The organism is Permianibacter fluminis, from assembly GCF_013179735.1.
GTDB lineage: Bacteria > Pseudomonadota > Gammaproteobacteria > Enterobacterales > Permianibacteraceae > Permianibacter > Permianibacter fluminis.
Window position 1 is genome coordinate 2,228,742 of record NZ_JABMEG010000001.1, and the last position, 17,396, is coordinate 2,246,137.

The following is a 17,396-nucleotide window of genomic DNA, read 5'->3' on the forward strand; positions in this document are numbered from 1 at the left end:
GTCAGTTTTGATCCCGTTAGCCAACTCAATTCACCAGATTGTGCGCCGCGACCTGAACAACGCGACTGGCGCGCAAGTTGCCCGCCGTGCAAGTGGCGGTGCTGGTCAGGGTGTAATGGGTGTCGGCGTTGACCACTTGACTGCTGCACACCAGATTGACGGCACAATTGTTGAAACCGGATCCGGTCAAGGTCTGGTTGATGCCAGCACCGCCGGTGCAAGCGCTTACGGCGGCGTTGATCGGGAACAATCGCATCATGCCCGCCTGGGCGCCGCTGTCAGCGGCGAGAAACGCGCGCGCCGACAAAGCCTCCTGGGCAACGCTGAGATTGCCGATGGCGATCGTCCGGTACAGTACCGCCGCCAGCAAGCCGAGCACCACCAAAATAAATAATGCCAATGGCAGCGAGAATCCGCGCGGCGTGTTTTGGCAGCGAAGCAGCGCGTGCGTTGTTACGAATTTGGTGTGCGCCGCTGTCGGCAGCGTAGCGAAATCAGGGCACATTGCGGATCAACACCTCGTGTGCGTAACGCAGGGTTTCCGTGCCGGCGCTGAGCCGCAGCTGCAGGCTCAGCACGGCATTGCGTTCGAGTGAGCCACTGGTATAGCGAAAGGCGGTGTTGCTGACATCGCTGACCTGGACATTTTCGGCCAGCAGCGTGCCGCCACTCAAATCGTTTTTGGTTGGTTGAACAACCGTGCTGGCGTAGCCGGTGTAGCGGCGGATCTGGTTGGCAGCAGTGACACAAAAACTGACCGGGGCACCGACAATGAAAAGGCGCCGGCCCGGTGAGCTGCGCGGAAATTGTTTGGCCGCCGTCAGCGTGATGCTGACCATGTTGTTGGCATCCGGCGCGCCCACACTGGCAATGCCGGCCGTCGCGAGTGGGCTTGGCCCATACATGTCGGAGCTGCTGCCATTGCCGGTCAGCAGAGGCATCACCGACAACGACCAGCTGCCAGCGGGCAGCGTAAACGCCGCGGCAGTAACGGTGCTGCTGGCACTGGTCAGTGGCAGATCAACATAGGTGCTGCCGAGTTGTACCGGCCGAAACTCGACGCAATCGCCATCGCTGGTGACGCGGATGCTGTTGGGCAGGGCATTGCGCAGTTCCCGGCTCAGACGTTCAACGGCAAAGCGGGCGCTGGCGCTGAGCTCGGCGCGCAAATTGGCTTCGACGTACTGGCGTATGCTGGTGGTGTAAATGGAAATGAGACCAACGCCAATGACGCCCAGTATGGCGATGACAATCACCAGTTCAATCAACGTGTAACCGCGTGCGCGCGTGACCATCAGAAGTTGCCCCGGTACGCGGCAAAGACAAAGCTGCCACCGATCGGCGCGGTCACTGTCACCGTGATTTTTTTCAGCGCCGGTTGCAGCAGGCCGAAACCGGCGTTGAAATCGCTACCAGCGTAGCCGACGCTGATTTGCACCCGGAAGCCGTCGTAATTGCTTTGCGCGGTACCGAGCGCATTGATGGGCGGCGACTCATTCAGGCCGTGATAATCATCGACATCATCATAGTTGGCGCGGGTTTCGCCGGCTTCGGCACCGAGTGTGACGGTGCAGGCAGGCTGGCCGGTTTCACCGCAGCGGGTGACGCCGCCCGAGGCATTGTTTTCGTCAAAGCGCTTGCTGAGAATTTCATCCAGATAGGCTTGCGCCAATGTTGCGGCGCGCATGCTGACAATGGGGTCGGCGCTGTTGCGGCTGGCGGTCAACAAACCAACACCGAGCGCGGTCAGGGCAATAGCGGTGACCACGATCGTGACGATCAATTCGATCAGACTGAAGCCGGTCGACGTTTTGCCAAGCCGGCCGCGCGGTTCAACAGGCATGGGCGTATCCACTGGCTTCGACACAGACTTGCCAGCTGTCGCTGGCCGTCAGCACAAACGTGGTGGCACTGGCGTTGCCAAGCCCGTCGTAGGTCAGGGTTGTGGTCGGGCTCAAGCTGACATCACTGGGCAGTGCGCGTGGGTAGTTGCCACCGCCTTCCGGCAGCGACAAATTAACGCCATCCGCAGTGATGCTGTAACTGTTGCTGGTCGGCACAAAACGGATGGCGCGGGTGGCGTCGGACATGGCCAGCTGCTGGGCATAGCGCAGCGCCGCCAACACCTCGTCGCGCGCGGCGCGGGCGGCCACATCGCTGCTGCGGGGCAAGCGCGGCAACACGGTCACCGCCAGAATGCCGAGCAGGATCATGACAATCACCAGCTCCAACATGGAAAAGGCAGCTACCCGGGGGAGCTGCCTTTTCGGTGGCGTACCTGGCACGGGGTAAGCCTGCGCTAATTTAGCAACCGGTGGTGGTTTGGGTAATCACCGGTGCGGCACCCGGACCGGCGGCAGAGGCATACACCAGTTGGCAGCTGGCCGGTGTCGTTGCCTTGGTCAGCTGGATGGTGCCGGTACCGGCATTCACGGTGAAATCCGATGCCGGATTCAAGGTCAGCAGGCTGGTGATATTGGCAGTGGTCGGGTAGCCGTACACCACATCAAAACCGGCCTCGCCGGCATCACCGGTATCACCATCATTGTTCAAATCCAGATCGATGTCGCCGGTTGCGCCGAGCTGGCCGGCAATGGCGGCCTTGGCATAGACCATGGTTGCCGCACTGCGCATTGAGGCATCAACGCCCTGCAGCACGGCCTTGTTGGCATCGCCTTTCAGATTGACGAACAGCGGTGCGGCGGTGGCGGCCAAAATGCCTAGGATCACCAGCACGACGATTAGTTCGATCAAGGTGAAGCCCTGTTGTCTATTGGTGAACTGCTGATTATTGGTGAGCTGCTGCTTACCTGTAAATTTCATGGAAAACACTCCAGTCAAAGCGGATGGGATAGCCGAGTTTGTTTCCCTTACGGCGCTGCCGAGGCCCATACCTACACCGGCGGCGGTATCACTGCTTTTGTCCATCCGGCCATTTTGCTGCGTCGGCGGTACGGACCAATCCCTCGTGATGCCATAAAGCGTAGGCCGAAATGGCACGATTCGCCAGTCAGGTATTCTCAATTGCTGCGGGCGCTGCGTGCCCTGCAAGCCAGTCGAGTCGGTACCGGTCCAGCGGTTCAGAACTGGACGTCTGCATTGACCTCGCCGGTGTCCGGAAAGTAGCGAATCGTCATCTCGCCGGCGCGCAGGTAGCGATAGCTGCAGCCCAGACCCCGCTGCGCATCAAACAGGGTTTGCACCCGAAAATCGGCCTCGCCAACAATGGCCGCTGACGGCGGCAGACCACCGAGCAGGCCGTACCACAGCGACAGGCAGTCGCGGGTTTGCAGCGGCCGTTGTTCGGCGGCCTGCCAGTCGCTGCCAATCGGATAACCCTGTTCGTTCAAATCCAGGCTGCCATTGCCGAAGCCAGCGACATCAATGAATTGCGCCAGATGGCCCGTGTGCACAGTGCGGTTGGCGGTATGCGCAATCAACTGATGCTTGGCCGCGACCAGTGTCAGGCTGTCGCGAAATGCAACGGCCGTTTGCCGGACCACGGTTTCATGGGCGAATTTCAAACTGCCACCAATGCTCGGCAAAATCGCGTACACCACCGCAGCCAAAATCATGACTACCAAGGCAAACTCCAGCAGTGAAAATCCCGACTGGGGTTTCAACGCGCGCTTCGATTGGCGTTTCGTTTGCTGCTGCCCCGTGCCGCGGTGTTTGCTCATTGCTGGTCAATTCTGCTCAATGGCCGCCGGCGACTGCTGCCAGTTTCCACATCGGCATGAAAATGCCGAGCGCCAATACCAGCACCATGGCGCCCATCGCGACAATCAGGATCGGTTCGATGTTCTGCGCCAGCCGTTTCAGGTCGTAATCGACTTCCCGTTCGTAGAAATCGGCGACCTCATCAAGCAGCTTGTCGAGTTGGCCGGTTTCTTCGCCGACCACCAGCATCTGCAGCACCAGTGGCGAAAACATGCCGGTGTTGTGCGCCGTTCGGCTGATGTTCTCGCCGCGCTCGACGCCTTCCCGCATTTTCTTGACCAGCACGGCGACTTTGGCATTGTCGACCGCATTGGCCACCACTGCCAGCGAGGTCGATATTGGCACGCCAGAGCGCTGACACATGGCAAACGAGCGAGCAAAGCGTGACAACAGCGCCCGGTAAATGATCGTTCCGATAATCGGAATTTTCAGCTTGAAACCATCCCAGGCCAACTTGCCCGGCTCTGATTCGCGCCAGCGGAAGAAAAATATGACACTGCCGATAATCAGCACCAGCAGATGCGGCCAGTAATGCACGAAGAAATTGGAAGTGAAAATCAGGATGCGGGTTGGCAGCGGCAGTTCGGCCCGGAACGAGGCAAACAGCGAGGCAAAGGCTGGCACGACAAACAGGTTGATCACGGTAATGGCGATCGCCATCGCGATCATGACGATGGTCGGGTAACGCAGCGCCTGCTTGATGCGCTGCTGGGTATCCAGCTCGAGTTCCAGATAGCGGCCAAGCTGCTCGAATGCCAGATCCAGTCGGCCGGTGTTTTCACCGACGTGAATCATGCTGACGTAAAGCGCAGAAAACACATGGCCCTGACGGCCCATCGCCGCGGCGAGTTCGATACCGGAGGTCAGGTCATCGACCACGGCAGTCAACGCACTTTTAAGTTCGGCACTGGGGCTGGTTTCGGCGAGGCCGGAAATGGCGCGGATGATCGGCACGCCGGCCTTGGTCAGCGAATACATCTGCCGGCTGAACATGATCAGATCCGGCAGCGAGGCTTTCTTGCGGCTAAACAGTTGCAAGGGCCGCTTGGATTTCGGCACCGCCGCCAGCTGCTCTTCGATGCTGGTCGGCATGATGCCATCAGCCATCAGCCGTGAGGCCAGCATGTCAGCCGTCCCGGACTCGCTGCGGCCTTCGATCAATTCGCCGCTGCTGTTGCGGCCTTTGTAGTAATACATCGGCATGACGGTTGGCCTTCAGCGCTTGGGTCGGGTGAGCTCAGTCATCCAGCAATGCCACTTCGCTGACCCGGGTCACTTCGTCCAGTGAGGTCAGGCCGTCGCGTGCGTAATCGAGTGCAGCAAGCCCGAGCGGACGGTAGCCCGGCGCGCGCTTGGCCGCGTTGACGAAGGCATTCTGATCCTGGCGGCGCAAGGCTTCGGCCAGCTCGTCGTTGATCACCAGCAGTTCGAATACGCCGAGCCGGCCGCGATAGCCGGTCTGGTTGCAGTGATTGCAGCCGCGCGCGGTTTTGAAACCGCTCAATTCGGTCTGGCCTTGCTGGTGCAGCCAGCTTTTTTGTTGCGGCGTGAGCTCGCTGACTTGCGCGCAATGCGAGCAGAGTTTGCGAATCAAGCGCTGGGCGATGATGCCGCGCAGCGTACTGGCGACCAGATACGGTTCGGCGCCCATGTCGGTCAGCCGCAGCGCGCTCTGGATGGCGTCGTTGGTGTGCAATGTCGACAGCACCAGGTGGCCGGTCAGCGCTGCCCGCAAACCGATGGTGGCGGTTTCCTGATCGCGCATTTCGCCGATCATCACAATGTCCGGATCGGCACGCAGCACCGTCCGCAGCACCGCGGCAAAGGTCAGCTCGATTTTGGTATTGACCTGAACCTGATTGATGCGCGGCAACCGGTATTCGACCGGATCTTCGACCGTGATGATTTTTACATCCGGCTTGTTCAGTTCATTCAGCGCGGCATACAGCGTGGTTGATTTGCCGGAGCCGGTCGGGCCGGTGACCAGCAAAATGCCATGGGGCCAGCGCAGCAGCTTGCGCAATTCTTCGGCTTGCGCCGGCGGCATGCCGATTTGATCAATGCGCAGCTGGCCGCCACCTTGGTCCAGCAGCCGCATCACCACCGATTCGCCGTGCGCCACCGGCAAGGTTGCCAAGCGGACATCGATGCTGCGGCCTTGCACGCTCATGTTGAAGCGGCCATCCTGCGGCCGCCGCTTTTCCGAGATGTCGAGATTGGACATCAGCTTCAGCCGCAGCACCACCGCCGGTGCGATGCGTGCTTCCCGCACCACTTGTTCCTGCAAAACGCCGTCGACCCGCAGCCGAATCCGCAGGCTGCCTTCTTCCGGCTCCAGATGCACGTCGGATGCGCCGTATTTGACGGCATCTTCGAAAATGCTTTGCAGCAGGCGGGCGACTGGCGCTTCCGAGACATCAACGCTGTCGCCGAGCCGGGCCAGATCGAATTGATCGCCGCTGGTTTCGCCCAGCTCCTGCGCCAGACTTTCAATCTGCTCGGTGTGCCGATACACAATATCAATGGCCCGCATCAACTCGCTTTCGCGGGTGACGCCGATGCGCAGCGGCTTGTCGAGCAGCGATTGCATTTCGTCGATGCGGGTCAGATCGGTCGGGTCCGACATCACCGCGAGATAGTGGCCGCTGCCTTCCTCGATGATCAGCGCCCGGTAACGGCGCGCCTGCACTTCGGTCAGCTTGTGGGCGAGGCTTTCGTTGAGTTTGTGCCGGCCCAGTTCGATAAACGGAATCTGGATTTGCTGGGCCAGGAATTTCAGCAGTTGGGTTTCGTCAACCACCTGCATGTCGACCAAGGTGGTGCCCAGCCGCTGGCCGGTGCCTGCTTGTTGTTTCAGCGCCGCCTGCAACTGTTCGGCCGTGATGACGCCATTCTCGACCAGCAAATCGCCCAGTCGGATTTTCGTGCGCTTCATGGTGTTACCTGCGAAGAAGAGTCGGTGGTGGCCGGCGCGGGTGCGGCGGCGTTGGCCACCGCGCTGCTCAGCTGTTGCAGACGCTGGCGACCAAATTGTGCGACCGCGGTCGGCAACTGCGGATCGCGCAGTGCGGCGCGCCAGGCGGCGAGGGCGCCAGCGTTGTCACCCAGTGGTTCCAGTGACAAGGCCAAACCGGCGTAGTGACGACCGTGTTCCGGTTGCAGGTTCAGCAAGCCGCGATAGCGGGCAGCGGCGGCGGCATGGGCACCGGTTTGTTGTTCGGCCAGTGCCAGTACGGCGTGATAGTCGGGCGCCTCTATCATGGTTGGCGGCTGTTGCTGCAGCACAGTCAGCGCCGCAGCAAATTGCTGTTGCTGCAAAAACTCGGTGCCGAGCCATTGCCGCACGGACCAGTTGTCGGGCTTGGCGTGCAGCAGTGCTTGCGCGTGCGCGCGTGCCGCCAAAGGCGCCTGCTGCGCTTCAATCTGCAATTGCAGCACCTGCAGTTCGCTGTCATCCGGCTGCAATTGCAGGCCACTGCGAACTGCGGCGTCGGCGCCACGCCAGTCACCGACTGCCAGCGCCCGGCGCGCCTGCTGTCGCCATTGCACCAGTTGTTCCGGCAGCGACTGCTGCGCCGGTTGCCGTTCGAAAACACTCGGGGCGGGTGCCGGACTCGCTGTCTGCTGGCGCGGTGTTTGTTGACTCGCGAACGGGTCGGTAATGGCTACGGTTTCTACAACATCGCCAATATCGGCTTCGCGATCAGCGATGGGTAGCGCCACCGTCAGCTCCGGGTTTTCTGCTTCCACCAACTCCCAGCCAATACTGGCCGGTTTGCTTGCGCCTGCTTTTGTCTTGTTGGCGGATGTGCTTGCGCTGGCTATTGGCTGCTGTTCGGTGATCGGCTTTGCGGTCAACGGAGTTGGCTTGACTGGTGTTGCTGGGATTGTGGTTACCGGGATTGCGGCGTCGGCGCGCTCGCTGTTGTTTGCTGGCGCATTCGCGACATCAGCGTGCAACGCTGTGTTGGTTGAGTCAGCCGGAAACGGTTGGGTCAGCGCAGCCGACGCTTGGTTGATTCCCGTCGCCGGGTTCTGCTGCTGCCAACGCCAGAACAGAATGCTGCCGGCGAGCAGCACGACAGCGCCCAGCCACCATGGCCAGCGGACCTGCGCTTCGGCGGCTTTTTTCACCGGCAACACGTCAACGCTGGCCAGTGTCGGCATGGCCTGCTGGCGATCGGCCAGCTCGCGCAGCATCGTGTTGACGACGCTCATGGCTGGGTCCAGAACGCCAACGCCAAGCCGGCGCTGAGCAGACCGGCTGCCAGCAACAGACATTGGCGTAACGCGCGTTGCAAGGGGCGAGTCGCTTCGGTGTCGCTGGCGGCGTGCAGCACGTCGCGCAGTCGCAGGCGATAGCGCTGACCGGCGTAAGCCAGCATCAGGCATTTGTGGCTGAGCAGATTGAGCACGCGCGGCGTGCCGACGGCAAAAAAATGCAGTGCCGCTTGCGCGGGCCGAGAAAAACCACGGCCGTGTTGCCAGCCGGCATGATCGAGCCGGTGCTGCAAATAGCGATTGCTTTGGCGCAAGCTCAGCCGTGGCAAGCAATAGGAAAACGCAATGCGCTGGCGCAATTGCCGCAGCTGTGGCCGCGCCAGTCGGGTATCGAGTTCGGGTTGACCAAACAGCACAACCTGCAAAAGTTTGCCGCGTTCGGTTTCCAGATTGGTAAACAGCCGCAGGCTTTCCAGGCTGCTGTCGGGCAGCGCCTGGGCTTCATCGATGATCAGCACCACCGGATGGCCCGCGCGCGCCAACGCCAGCAATTGCCGTTCGATGGCGCGAGGCAATTCGGCGGTTGCCAGCGTGTCCGGCAAGCCCAGTTCGCTGGCCAGCGCGCGCTGCAAGGCCGGCGGTTCCAGATTGGCGTTGGCGACATAGGCATACGGCTGTTTGCCGTGCAGCGAATTGAGCAGCAGCCGGCACAGCAAGGTTTTGCCACTGCCCACTTCACCGGTGATCTTGATAAAACCTTCACCGCCGGCTAGTGCCACCAGCAGTACATTGAGCGCTTCGCGGTGGCCGGGCAAATCGCAAAAGAATTGCGTATTCGGAGTCAGCGTGAACGGCAGTTCGCGCAGGCCGAAATGTTGCAGATACATGGCGGCAGCGTCCGGTGCTTACGGCTTCTCGCCGGTGTAGCGATCGACTCGCTGCCGGCTGCCGTCGATATCCTGCTGCCAGATTTCATCGCTGGTGACCAGCGGTCGCAGCAGAATGACAAGTTCACTTTTGGCGCTGGCTTCGCGCTGCTGGGTGAACAATTTGCCGAGCCAGGGAATTTCCGACAGCCACGGAATGCCGGCGTCTTCCTGACTCAGTTTGTCCTGCATCAGGCCGCCAATGACGATGATTTGACCGCTGCGGGCGCGGACAATGCTGTCGGCTTCGCGGATGCTGGACAGCGCCAGCGGCAGGGTCAGTTGGCCAGTGCTGCCGAAATCGATTTGTTTGGTTTGGTCTTTCACTTCGCTGACGCTGGGATGCACATGCAGTGTGATATCGCCGCTGTCGCCAATCTGCGGGGTGACATCCAGCGCGATGCCGGAGAAGAACGGCGACAGCGTGACATTGGGCGTGCTGGTCGCACCGCCGGTGCCGGAGGTGGTGGTGGTTGAAATGCCGGTGACGAAGAACTCATCAGTGCCGACTTTGATCACCGCTTTCTGATTATTGACCGTCGATACGCGCGGACTCGACAGCACCTGCACCGTGCCTTGGGTGCGCAACAACTGCAACGTCGCTTCAAAATCGCCGCCAGTGAAAATGCCAGTGAAATAACCATTAAGCGGATTTTGCTGGGCCGGAATGTCGAGTATTTGGCCGGTCTGGCCGGTTTCCTGAGTGCCACCGCCGGTCTGGCTCAGATTGGTCCAGTCGATGCCGGCCTGAAAACCATCGCTCAGCGTCACTTCGAGAATTTTGGCTTCCAGAATCACTTGCCGCTGCAGATGCGTTTCGGCGCTGCTCAGGTAGCGATGCACGTTGCGCAAATCACCGGGCAAGGCGCGAACGATGGCAAGGCTTGCCTGCGGATTGACGATAACCGAACCGCCTTCGCTGCCGGCAATCAGGCTTTGCAATGTCAATTGCAGTTCTTTCCACAGATCGGCTTCTGAGCGGGTTTCAATGACCGTGCTGGGAATCGTGGTGGCTTGCGAGCCGCTGGTGTTGGAACCGTTGTTGCCGCCACCGCTGGAACCGCTCTGGCCGGAACTGCTGCCGGCGTCGGCGAGCTGGCCCGAATTGACCCGGGTTTGTGATTGGCCTTTACGGCTCAGGTTCAGGTAGTTGACCGGAATGATCGCGGTTTGCAAACCGGCCGAACTGACTGTGAACAAATTGCCACGCCGTTCGAATTCGTAACCGTAAACGTCGCGGGCAATTTCCATCACGTCCGGAACGCTGACATTGCGCACGGTCAGACTCAAGGTTCCGGTGACGTCGGGGCGAACCACAATGTTGTATGGCGTGCCGGCGACCAGCCCCATGAAAAACTGTCTGGCGTCGACATTGTTGACGTTCAAATCAAAACGCGGTTCCGCCGGCACACTGGCTGCCGGTGGCAACAAGGCTTGCACCACGTCGGCCGGCGGTGTTGCTGCGGGTCGCGCGCTGCTGTCTTTCAAGGCCTGATTGACCGGACCCGGTTCACGTGCCGGTGGCGGCACCGATTGGCAGGCACTGAGCAGAACCGCACTGCTGAGCACGGCACTGCTGAGTAAGAGCGCGCCGGTCAATGCGGTCAGCTGGCTGGCGCGCGGCGGTGTCGCCGGGTAGCCCGTTGTCGACAGCTTGCGAGTAGCAGTCATAAGCCATTCACCTTGGCAGCAGTGCGGCTGTCGAGCGTGGGCGTCAGGCGCAGAATGCGCTGGCCGGTGCCGCTTTTCAGCACAACATGATCGAATGCAATGGCGCTGAGCGTGGCATCGCCAACGCGTTCGCCGGTTTGGTAATAGCGCTCACCGATCAGCGCCAGCCGTTTGTGATCACCGATCACGATCGCGGTCAGCGGATTGCTGACCGGCTTGCTGGCCTGGGCCGCGGCGTTCGGATCCGGCGGTGACCAACCGGGGCGGGTCGGGTCGCGCAACTCAGCGGCACCGGCCGTAGCGCCAAAGGTGAGCCACAGCAGTGCGAACAATTGTTTGCACGGCGGTGAAACGACAGGGCGTGATCTGCGCGCATTAGCCACCGAGCCACCCCTCTTCCTGACCGAGCGTTGCAATTTCCACCGTCATGATGCCGAGCGGGTATTGCTCGACCTGATAGTCGAGGCTGTCCCAGTAAACGGTCCACGGCAAGGCTTCCATCGCCTGCAGGTAACGCAGGCTGTCGAAATAGCTGCCGCGCAGACTGAGTCGCAGCCGATGGCGATACAGATGCGCGGCGTTGTCGATTTTGCTGGCGGCGGCGGTGACCGGATCAACCACGGTGCCGGCGTCGGCATCGGCGTCGGTTCCAGCATCGGTTCCAGCAATAACCGGTTGTTCCAGTGGCAGCTTTTCCAGCGCCACCACCTGCATGCCTTGCTCACGTGCCAGCAGTTGCTGCAACAAGGCCGTCATCTGCTCCGGTGGCACCATGCGCTGCGACAATTGCTGAATCTGATCATCGACCGCCTGCAATTCGGCAGTCACGGCATTGAGCTGGCCGGCGTCTTCCTGACTGGCATGCCATGCCTGCAACTGCGCCAACTCGTTCTCCAGTTGCTCGCGTTGCTGCCGGGTGCTGGCCTGCTGATTTTTTTCCAGCGTGATTTGTTCGCGCAGGGTCGAGAAAAACAGGAATTCGGCAGCGGCAGCAATGATGGCCAGCACCATCGCGATCACCATCAGCCGCTCCCGCTGGCTGAGTGCCAGAAAGCGGTTGTCGAGCCGACGCCAACTAGCGCTGAGCGGCAGCATGGCTGTCTCCTGATTCGGTTTCGGTGGCCAGCGGCTCCGGACTCAGACGGAACGCCAGCACGCCCGGTTTGCTGTCGACGCGGCTGATGCTGAGGCCGGCAAAGCGCTGGCCCTGAAGCGGCGCGGTGGTTTGCAATTTGCCGAGCCAGCTCGGCACGGCGGCGGCATTGAGGGTTTCGCCAGCCAGTTGCAACCGGCCATTTTTGGCCGCGATATGAGTTAGCCACAGCCGACTGTCATGCTCCTGCGCCAGCGTTTGCAGCAGTGGGGCAAAGCCGGTGGTTTGCCGGGCTTCGCGTTGCTGCAAATCGGCCAATAGCGCTTGTTGTTCGGTCAATTGCAGGCGCAATTGCGCCAATCGCGCTGCGACATTTTGCTGGGCTTGCTGATTGCCGTGGCTTTGGCTGATTGCGGCGATTACCCCATCCAGCTCGGTGCGGCCTTGCGCGCTGCGATCGCGCTCCCGATACAGTTGCTGCGCCAAAAAGGCACCAATCAACACTAGCACCAGCAGCAATCCGATCAACAGCCGCAGCAGGGTGCGCAGCGTCAGTCGCTGCGGTGCCGGGGCAAATTCGGCGAGGAAAAGATTAATCTGCTGCATCGGTTACCTCGCGTCGCAAGGCGGCACCGATGGCCAACCAGCCAGCCACCAGCGTTTTTTGCTCGGCGGGATTGTCCATTGGCACCAGCGTCGGCAGATCGAGCGCCGCGACGGTGACACCGAGATTGTCGCGCAGCAGTGGCAACAACCCGTTCAGTTCTTCCGGCAGCGGCGGCAGCAGCAGCCGCGCGACCGGCCGGCGAGCGATTTGGCTTTCGTAGTAATCGAGCGTGCGCTGAATTTCCAGCAGCAATTGTTCCTGCGCCTGGCTGTTGTCGAGTCCACTGAACAGCAAACGCAAATCACCGATGCCGGACAGTTGCCGTGACACCGCCAGTTCATTGCCGTGGTAGAGATACAACGCGCAGCCGCGACTGGCGGGCGCCAAGACTGCAGCGCTATTCAGCGGCGGCGCCAACCGCAGCAGCAAATTGCGCGCGCACAGTTCCGGAATGTCGATGGCGCGAATCTCCAGCCCGGCCGCCAGAATGGCCTCGACATACGGTTTGATGCGCGCCTTGTGGCTGACCGCGACAAACAACCGTTCAGGGCCACTGCGACCGGCCACTGCGGGCGGTGAGAAGCTGTCGAGCGCGGCTTCGGTGGCGGGAAAATCGATCACGTCGCGCAGTGCCCAGGCTAGCGCGGCATTGCGTTCGGCCGGCGGCACATTGGGCGCATCGGCCTGTTGCAGCCGATACAGCTCCGGCGACAGGCAGACCACGACGGCCTGTCCATCCCATTCGAGCTTGTCACGGAGTTGTTGCAGGCGGCTGGCAAACTCGCCGAGATTGCCAAACTCCTGATGTTGCAGATGCAGCAGTCGAGGGGCATCGGCATCGGGACTGAGCCGGGCGAGGGCAAAAGCTTGCGGCGTCAATATCAGCCCGAGTGCGGTGGCAGTCGAGCGGCGTGAACGGCGGCCGAACAATCGCAAGTCTGGAGTCCCCTGTTTTTCTTATTTCGGACCGATACTTTCAAACCGGCAGTTTCAAACCGTCTGCGGCGCCGAGCTTGCGGCTCAGCCAGTCGGTCCGGACAGCCAGCGGAAAGCGGCACCGGTGCTTGGTGCTTCCGTCTCAAGTTAAGCACAAGTTATTGATCTAGCCAGTTTTGCTGGACGCTTTTTTTCCCAAAACGCTGCAATGTCCGCGTTGCCGCGCAGCGCGCGGGCAGGGGAGAATGCCCTGCCATTCCGGGCCGTTTCGTGCCCGGACCGGACACCGTTCAGACCCCGCAAACAGGAGCTCAACCATGTATCAGCTGTATGGCTTTATCGGCTCGGCCAGCCTGGCCCCGCGTATGGTGCTGGAGGAGCTCGGCCTGCCGTATCAGTTTGTCCGGCTCGATGCCGACAAGGGCGAGCACAAGACCGATGCCTATCTGAAGCTGAATCCGAATGCCCGGGTGCCGACCCTGGTGGATGGCGACATGGTGCTGTTCGAGTCGGCCGCCATCTGCCTGTATCTGGCTGACCGGCATCCGAACAGTCACTTAGTACCGGCATTGACCCATCCTGCCCGCGGCCAGCTGTACAAGTGGCTGATGTTTCTGACCAACAGCCTGCAGCCGGCGCTGATCGCCTATTTCTACCCGGACCGGCTCAGCACCGATCCGGCGCATGGCCCGGCCATCAAGGCCCGAGCCGAGCAGAACGCCGATGCGCTGTATCAGCAGATCGACAAGGCGCTGGCCGAACACGGTCCGTATCTGCTCGGCAGCGAGTTCTCGGTCGCCGATTTGTTCCTGTTCATGCTGATCCGCTGGGGCCGCTGGTTCGGCCAGCCGCCGGTCAGCAAATACCCGCATCTGCAGCAACTGGTGCAGTTCGTCAGCGAGCGGCCGGCCGTGCGCAAGACCTTTGAACTGGAAGGCATTCCGGCGCCTTACTGCCTGTTGCCGGCCAAGGCCTGATCCATTTGCCGCGCCGGTCCGGCTGCCGGCCGGACCGGCAGAACTCGCCTACACTTGGCCGAGTTCTGGTTGGTTGTGGGTCATCATGGCGCGCCTTGCGGTATCCGATTTGAGTCTGCTGGTGGTTGAGCCATCGGCCATCCAGCAGAAAATTTTCCTGCAGCATCTGCGCGACGCAAAGGTGCATCAAGTCGAAGTGGTTGGCAGCGGCGCCGAAGCGCTGGCGGAATTGAACCGGCATCTGCCGGATCTGCTGATCAGTTCGTATTACCTGCCGGACATGACCGCCGTCGAGCTGGTGCATCAGCTGCGCCAGGAGACGCGTTTCCAGAATCTGCCGTTCATGCTGGTGTCGAGTGAAACCCGCTTTTCGATGCTCGATCCGATCCGGCAGGCAGGTGTGGTTGCCATCCTGCCCAAACCGTTCACGGCCGACGATATCGTCCGTGGCCTCAAGGCCGGTCTGCATTACGTCGAGCCGGATGAACTGCAGCTCGATTCCTGGGATGTGAAAACGCTGCGGGTGCTGGTGGTGGATGACAGCGCGCTGGCGCGCCGGCACATTTCCCGCGTGCTCGGCGACATGGGCATCAGCCAGATCACGACGGCGGAAAATGGCCGCGATGGGGTCGCCAAATTTGCTGCCGGTACCTTTGATTTGGTGGTCACCGATTACAACATGCCGGAGATGGACGGTCAGGAGTTGGTCACCGCGATACGCCAGCGCGAAGATGGCGCTTATGTGCCGATCCTGATGGTGACCAGCGAGCAGAATTCGACCCGCTTGGACATGGTCGCGCAAGCCGGGGTGTCGGCGCTGTGTGACAAGCCGTTTGAACCGGATTCGGTCCGGCAGCTATTGCGTTCCGTGCTCGGCTGAGCGGGCGTAGCAGCTCAAACTGCGGATCAAATCGCCGATCGAATCGCCGTGCGATTTGCCATCAGATTCTGCCTCCACCGTGTAACTGAAGCGCGCGCACTGTGGCTCAACCGTTTGCGCTGTCATCGCGATACAGCGACGGCATCACCTTCACGGCTTTGATCATGTTGTCCTTGACCTGCACGATCTCCATCGGGTAACCGTACAGCCGGACACAGGTGCCGGACGTTGGCAGCGTTTCCAGGTATTCCAGCAACAAACCGTTCAGTGTTTTCGGGCCGTCGGTCGGCAATTGCCAGTGCTGGCTGCGGACCAGATCGCGAATGGCAGCGCCACCTTCGACCATGACATGACCGTCTGCGGTTGGCGAAGTGTCCTTGTTGATCTGGGTCGCGATGTCGGTGGTAAATTCGCCGACGATTTCTTCCAGAATATCTTCCAGCGTGACCAGCCCCTGAATGTCGCCGTACTCATCAACGACCAGGCCAATCCGGCGGCGATTGCGCTGGAAATTCAGCAATTGGGTGGTCAGCGGCGTGCCTACCGGGACAAAGTAGGGCTGGCGCAGCGCCTGTTTCAAGTCTTCATCGCTGAACTCGTCCTGGGCCACCAGATTCAGCGCGTCACGGGCGTGCAAAAAGCCCTCGACGTTGTTGATGTCACCGCGCCAGACCAGCAGACGGGTGTGCTGGCAATGCAGTAAAGTCGGCATGATTTCTTCGCGTGGCATGTCCAGATCAATGCCGAAAATGTCATGCCGCGACACCATGATGTCATCGACCGTGACTTTTTCCAGATCCAGAATGCTGAGCAGCATTTTCTGGTGCCGGCGCGAGATAAAGGTGCCGGCTTCGTTGACCACCGAGCGCAGCTCTTCTGCGCTCAGGGCATCGTGGCCGTGCGCGCTGGTCTTGACGCCGAGCAGCCGCAGAAACCCGTTCGAGGCCCAGCTGGTTGCTTCGACAAATGGCCACAGGATGACGAGCAGTGGTTTCAGGAGGTAAGCGAACGGAAACGCGACCTTTTCCGGATACAGCGCGCCCAGCGTTTTCGGCGCTGCCTCGGCAAACACCAGCATGATGACGGAGATAACGCCGGTGGCGATCATCACGCCCCAGTCCTCGCCAAACAGGCGCACCGACAGATAGGTGGCAATCGCGACAATCGCCGAGTTCAGCACGGTCATCACCAGCAGAATCAGACCGATGACGCGCTCCGGCGTCTCCAGCATCTTCTGGGTCATGCGGGCGGCAATATGACCGCTGCGGGCGAGATGGCGCAGGCGATAGCGGTTGATCGCCATGACGCCGAATTCTGCGGCGTTGAACGCGGCAAAAACCACGATCAGTAACAACAGCAACAGCAGGATTTCGGTGGTATTTAAATTATCCACGAGGGCGGATTTCTGGCGCATCAGCCACGATGCGGAGGTATTGGCCGAATTCGGTTAAATGCAGCGCGGACTCAGCCGCGGTGCAGCACATATTCCAACACGATACGGGTGCCAGCATACGACAGCGCCAGCAAGGCAAAACCGACCAAAGTCCAGCGCACCGCGATGCGACCTCGCCAGCCACGCTGCCAGCGGCCGAACAGCAACACCGCAAAGACCAACCATGACAGCACGGCAAATACCGGTTTGTGCAGCGGCTGGCTGGCGAACAGATCCGGCATGCCGATGACGGCAATCAGCAGCGCCAGCGTCAGCAAACCAAAGCCGGTGCTGATCACCCGAAACAGAAAACTTTCCTGCAATTGCAAGGGCGGCAGCAGCGGCGACACCTGCATCGGCGCATGCCGCAGTTTTTGCTCCAGCCACCACAGCAGCAGTGCCTGCACTGCAGCGACCATCAGCAGGCTGTAGGCGAGCAGGGCGGAAAAAATATGCACCAGACTTGGCCAGGCGCCGGCGAGTTGCCGGACGTGATCCGCCGGCATCAGCGGCAGTGCCAGCGAGAAGGCGGCGGCCAGCGGCAAGGCAAACAGCAGCAGCGGTGTCGCCAGTTGTTCGCCGGGGATCATCAGCAGCAGCACGATCAGCCAGCTGACCATGGCGGCGATGGGCAGAAAGCCGAGGTTTTGCCCGGTGGGTGTGTCGATGACCAGATGCAGCAGCACCGCCTGCAACAGGGCGGGCAGCAACGCCAGCATCAGCACCCGATGACCGAGTCGAACCCCGTGACGCAGCTGGTGAAACATCCAGCCGGCCTGCAACAGATAAAACAGCGCAGTCAGTACGGCAAGCAAGAGTAAGGCGTTCAAGTTTTGACCATCCGTACGGTGGCGGCGCGGGGAAAAGGACTGCGGCTGCAGGCCGCGGCTGGCGCTATGGTCGCATAGCGCTTTGCCAAGGCCAAGGCCGTGC

General features: G+C 60.9%; 19 protein-coding genes. 2 read left to right on the top strand and 17 right to left on the bottom strand.

Annotated features, from left to right (window positions below; all coding sequences use genetic code 11):
- Window positions 1–25: 25 nt before the first annotated feature.
- The 15 genes from HPT27_RS09640 to HPT27_RS09710 form a co-directional block, all read right to left on the bottom strand.
- The gene (locus HPT27_RS09640) at window positions 26–400 is read right to left on the bottom strand and encodes a hypothetical protein (protein WP_172242324.1); all 375 of its coding nucleotides are present in this window, start codon (window positions 398–400) and stop codon (window positions 26–28) included.
- Window positions 401–494: 94 nt separating this feature from the next.
- Window positions 495–1,295 carry a PilW family protein gene (locus HPT27_RS09645; protein ID WP_172242327.1) on the bottom strand — a complete coding sequence of 267 codons (801 nt, stop codon included), beginning with the start codon at window positions 1,293–1,295 and terminating at the stop codon, window positions 495–497.
- The gene (locus HPT27_RS09650) at window positions 1,295–1,843 is read right to left on the bottom strand and encodes a type IV pilus modification PilV family protein (RefSeq protein WP_172242330.1); all 549 of its coding nucleotides are present in this window, start codon (window positions 1,841–1,843) and stop codon (window positions 1,295–1,297) included. Before HPT27_RS09650 ends, HPT27_RS09645 begins: the two co-directional genes overlap by 1 nt.
- Complete coding sequence (locus tag HPT27_RS09655) at window positions 1,833–2,234, bottom strand: type II secretion system protein (RefSeq protein ID WP_172242333.1); 402 nt, start codon at window positions 2,232–2,234, stop codon at window positions 1,833–1,835. The genes HPT27_RS09650 and HPT27_RS09655 overlap by 11 nt, the downstream gene beginning before the upstream one ends.
- A 70-nt stretch (window positions 2,235–2,304) precedes the next feature.
- Entirely contained in the window at window positions 2,305–2,823 is a 519-nt protein-coding gene (locus tag HPT27_RS19610; protein ID WP_172242336.1) for a prepilin-type N-terminal cleavage/methylation domain-containing protein, read from the bottom strand.
- A gap of 257 nt (window positions 2,824–3,080) precedes the next feature.
- Complete coding sequence (locus tag HPT27_RS09665; RefSeq protein WP_172242339.1) at window positions 3,081–3,680, bottom strand: type II secretion system protein; 600 nt, start codon at window positions 3,678–3,680, stop codon at window positions 3,081–3,083.
- Window positions 3,681–3,696: 16 nt separating this feature from the next.
- Window positions 3,697–4,923 carry a type II secretion system F family protein gene (locus HPT27_RS09670; protein WP_172242342.1) on the bottom strand — a complete coding sequence of 409 codons (1,227 nt, stop codon included), beginning with the start codon at window positions 4,921–4,923 and terminating at the stop codon, window positions 3,697–3,699.
- 34 nt (window positions 4,924–4,957) lie between these two features.
- Window positions 4,958–6,655 (bottom strand): GspE/PulE family protein, encoded by a 1,698-nt coding sequence (locus HPT27_RS09675; protein ID WP_172242345.1) that lies wholly within the window; start codon window positions 6,653–6,655, stop codon window positions 4,958–4,960.
- Window positions 6,652–7,938 (bottom strand): hypothetical protein, encoded by a 1,287-nt coding sequence (locus HPT27_RS09680; protein ID WP_172242348.1) that lies wholly within the window; start codon window positions 7,936–7,938, stop codon window positions 6,652–6,654. Before HPT27_RS09680 ends, HPT27_RS09675 begins: the two co-directional genes overlap by 4 nt.
- Window positions 7,935–8,828, bottom strand: a complete 894-nt coding sequence (locus HPT27_RS09685) for an ExeA family protein (protein WP_172242351.1) — start codon at window positions 8,826–8,828, stop codon at window positions 7,935–7,937. Before HPT27_RS09685 ends, HPT27_RS09680 begins: the two co-directional genes overlap by 4 nt.
- A gap of 18 nt (window positions 8,829–8,846) precedes the next feature.
- The gene (gene mshL / locus HPT27_RS09690; protein ID WP_172242354.1) at window positions 8,847–10,538 is read right to left on the bottom strand and encodes a pilus (MSHA type) biogenesis protein MshL; all 1,692 of its coding nucleotides are present in this window, start codon (window positions 10,536–10,538) and stop codon (window positions 8,847–8,849) included.
- Complete coding sequence (locus HPT27_RS09695; RefSeq protein WP_172242357.1) at window positions 10,535–10,870, bottom strand: hypothetical protein; 336 nt, start codon at window positions 10,868–10,870, stop codon at window positions 10,535–10,537. Before HPT27_RS09695 ends, mshL begins: the two co-directional genes overlap by 4 nt.
- 43 nt (window positions 10,871–10,913) lie before the next feature.
- Window positions 10,914–11,633, bottom strand: coding sequence for a hypothetical protein (locus HPT27_RS09700; protein ID WP_172242360.1), 720 nt, complete (start codon window positions 11,631–11,633; stop codon window positions 10,914–10,916).
- Window positions 11,614–12,237, bottom strand: coding sequence for a PilN domain-containing protein (locus tag HPT27_RS09705; protein ID WP_172242363.1), 624 nt, complete (start codon window positions 12,235–12,237; stop codon window positions 11,614–11,616). Before HPT27_RS09705 ends, HPT27_RS09700 begins: the two co-directional genes overlap by 20 nt.
- The gene (locus tag HPT27_RS09710; protein ID WP_172242366.1) at window positions 12,224–13,174 is read right to left on the bottom strand and encodes a type IV pilus biogenesis protein PilM; all 951 of its coding nucleotides are present in this window, start codon (window positions 13,172–13,174) and stop codon (window positions 12,224–12,226) included. Before HPT27_RS09710 ends, HPT27_RS09705 begins: the two co-directional genes overlap by 14 nt.
- Before the next feature lie 317 nt (window positions 13,175–13,491).
- Between HPT27_RS09710 and HPT27_RS09715 the strand changes: the two genes are divergently transcribed.
- Both HPT27_RS09715 and HPT27_RS09720 read left to right on the top strand, forming a co-directional pair.
- Window positions 13,492–14,151, top strand: a complete 660-nt coding sequence (locus HPT27_RS09715) for a glutathione S-transferase family protein (RefSeq protein WP_172242369.1) — start codon at window positions 13,492–13,494, stop codon at window positions 14,149–14,151.
- 85 nt (window positions 14,152–14,236) lie between these two features.
- A complete protein-coding gene (locus HPT27_RS09720; RefSeq protein ID WP_172242372.1) occupies window positions 14,237–15,031 on the top strand; it encodes a response regulator in 795 nt (264 codons plus the stop codon).
- Window positions 15,032–15,137: 106 nt separating this feature from the next.
- On the opposite strand, the gene HPT27_RS09725 is transcribed toward HPT27_RS09720, so the two are convergent.
- Together HPT27_RS09725 and HPT27_RS09730 are read right to left on the bottom strand one after the other, a co-directional pair.
- The gene (locus tag HPT27_RS09725; protein WP_172242375.1) at window positions 15,138–16,424 is read right to left on the bottom strand and encodes an HlyC/CorC family transporter; all 1,287 of its coding nucleotides are present in this window, start codon (window positions 16,422–16,424) and stop codon (window positions 15,138–15,140) included.
- Between the two features lie 71 nt (window positions 16,425–16,495).
- The gene (locus HPT27_RS09730) at window positions 16,496–17,293 is read right to left on the bottom strand and encodes a cytochrome C assembly family protein (protein WP_172242378.1); all 798 of its coding nucleotides are present in this window, start codon (window positions 17,291–17,293) and stop codon (window positions 16,496–16,498) included.
- Window positions 17,294–17,396: the final 103 nt, after the last annotated feature.

Bases quoted from the DNA above. Each gene is read 5' to 3' on its own strand.
- mshL (WP_172242354.1), bottom strand. From the start codon at position 10,538: ATGACTGCTACTCGCAAGCTGTCGACAACGGGCTACCCGGCGACACCG.
- HPT27_RS09715 (WP_172242369.1), top strand. From the start codon at position 13,492: ATGTATCAGCTGTATGGCTTTATCGGCTCGGCCAGCCTGGCCCCGCGT.
- HPT27_RS09705 (WP_172242363.1), bottom strand. From the start codon at position 12,237: ATGCAGCAGATTAATCTTTTCCTCGCCGAATTTGCCCCGGCACCGCAG.
- HPT27_RS09720 (WP_172242372.1), top strand. From the start codon at position 14,237: ATGGCGCGCCTTGCGGTATCCGATTTGAGTCTGCTGGTGGTTGAGCCA.
- HPT27_RS09680 (WP_172242348.1), bottom strand. From the start codon at position 7,938: ATGAGCGTCGTCAACACGATGCTGCGCGAGCTGGCCGATCGCCAGCAG.
- HPT27_RS09685 (WP_172242351.1), bottom strand. From the start codon at position 8,828: ATGTATCTGCAACATTTCGGCCTGCGCGAACTGCCGTTCACGCTGACT.
- HPT27_RS09665 (WP_172242339.1), bottom strand. From the start codon at position 3,680: ATGAGCAAACACCGCGGCACGGGGCAGCAGCAAACGAAACGCCAATCG.
- HPT27_RS19610 (WP_172242336.1), bottom strand. From the start codon at position 2,823: ATGAAATTTACAGGTAAGCAGCAGCTCACCAATAATCAGCAGTTCACC.
- HPT27_RS09700 (WP_172242360.1), bottom strand. From the start codon at position 11,633: ATGCTGCCGCTCAGCGCTAGTTGGCGTCGGCTCGACAACCGCTTTCTG.
- HPT27_RS09645 (WP_172242327.1), bottom strand. From the start codon at position 1,295: ATGGTCACGCGCGCACGCGGTTACACGTTGATTGAACTGGTGATTGTC.
- HPT27_RS09670 (WP_172242342.1), bottom strand. From the start codon at position 4,923: ATGCCGATGTATTACTACAAAGGCCGCAACAGCAGCGGCGAATTGATC.
- HPT27_RS09675 (WP_172242345.1), bottom strand. From the start codon at position 6,655: ATGAAGCGCACGAAAATCCGACTGGGCGATTTGCTGGTCGAGAATGGC.
- HPT27_RS09655 (WP_172242333.1), bottom strand. From the start codon at position 2,234: ATGTTGGAGCTGGTGATTGTCATGATCCTGCTCGGCATTCTGGCGGTG.
- HPT27_RS09650 (WP_172242330.1), bottom strand. From the start codon at position 1,843: ATGCCTGTTGAACCGCGCGGCCGGCTTGGCAAAACGTCGACCGGCTTC.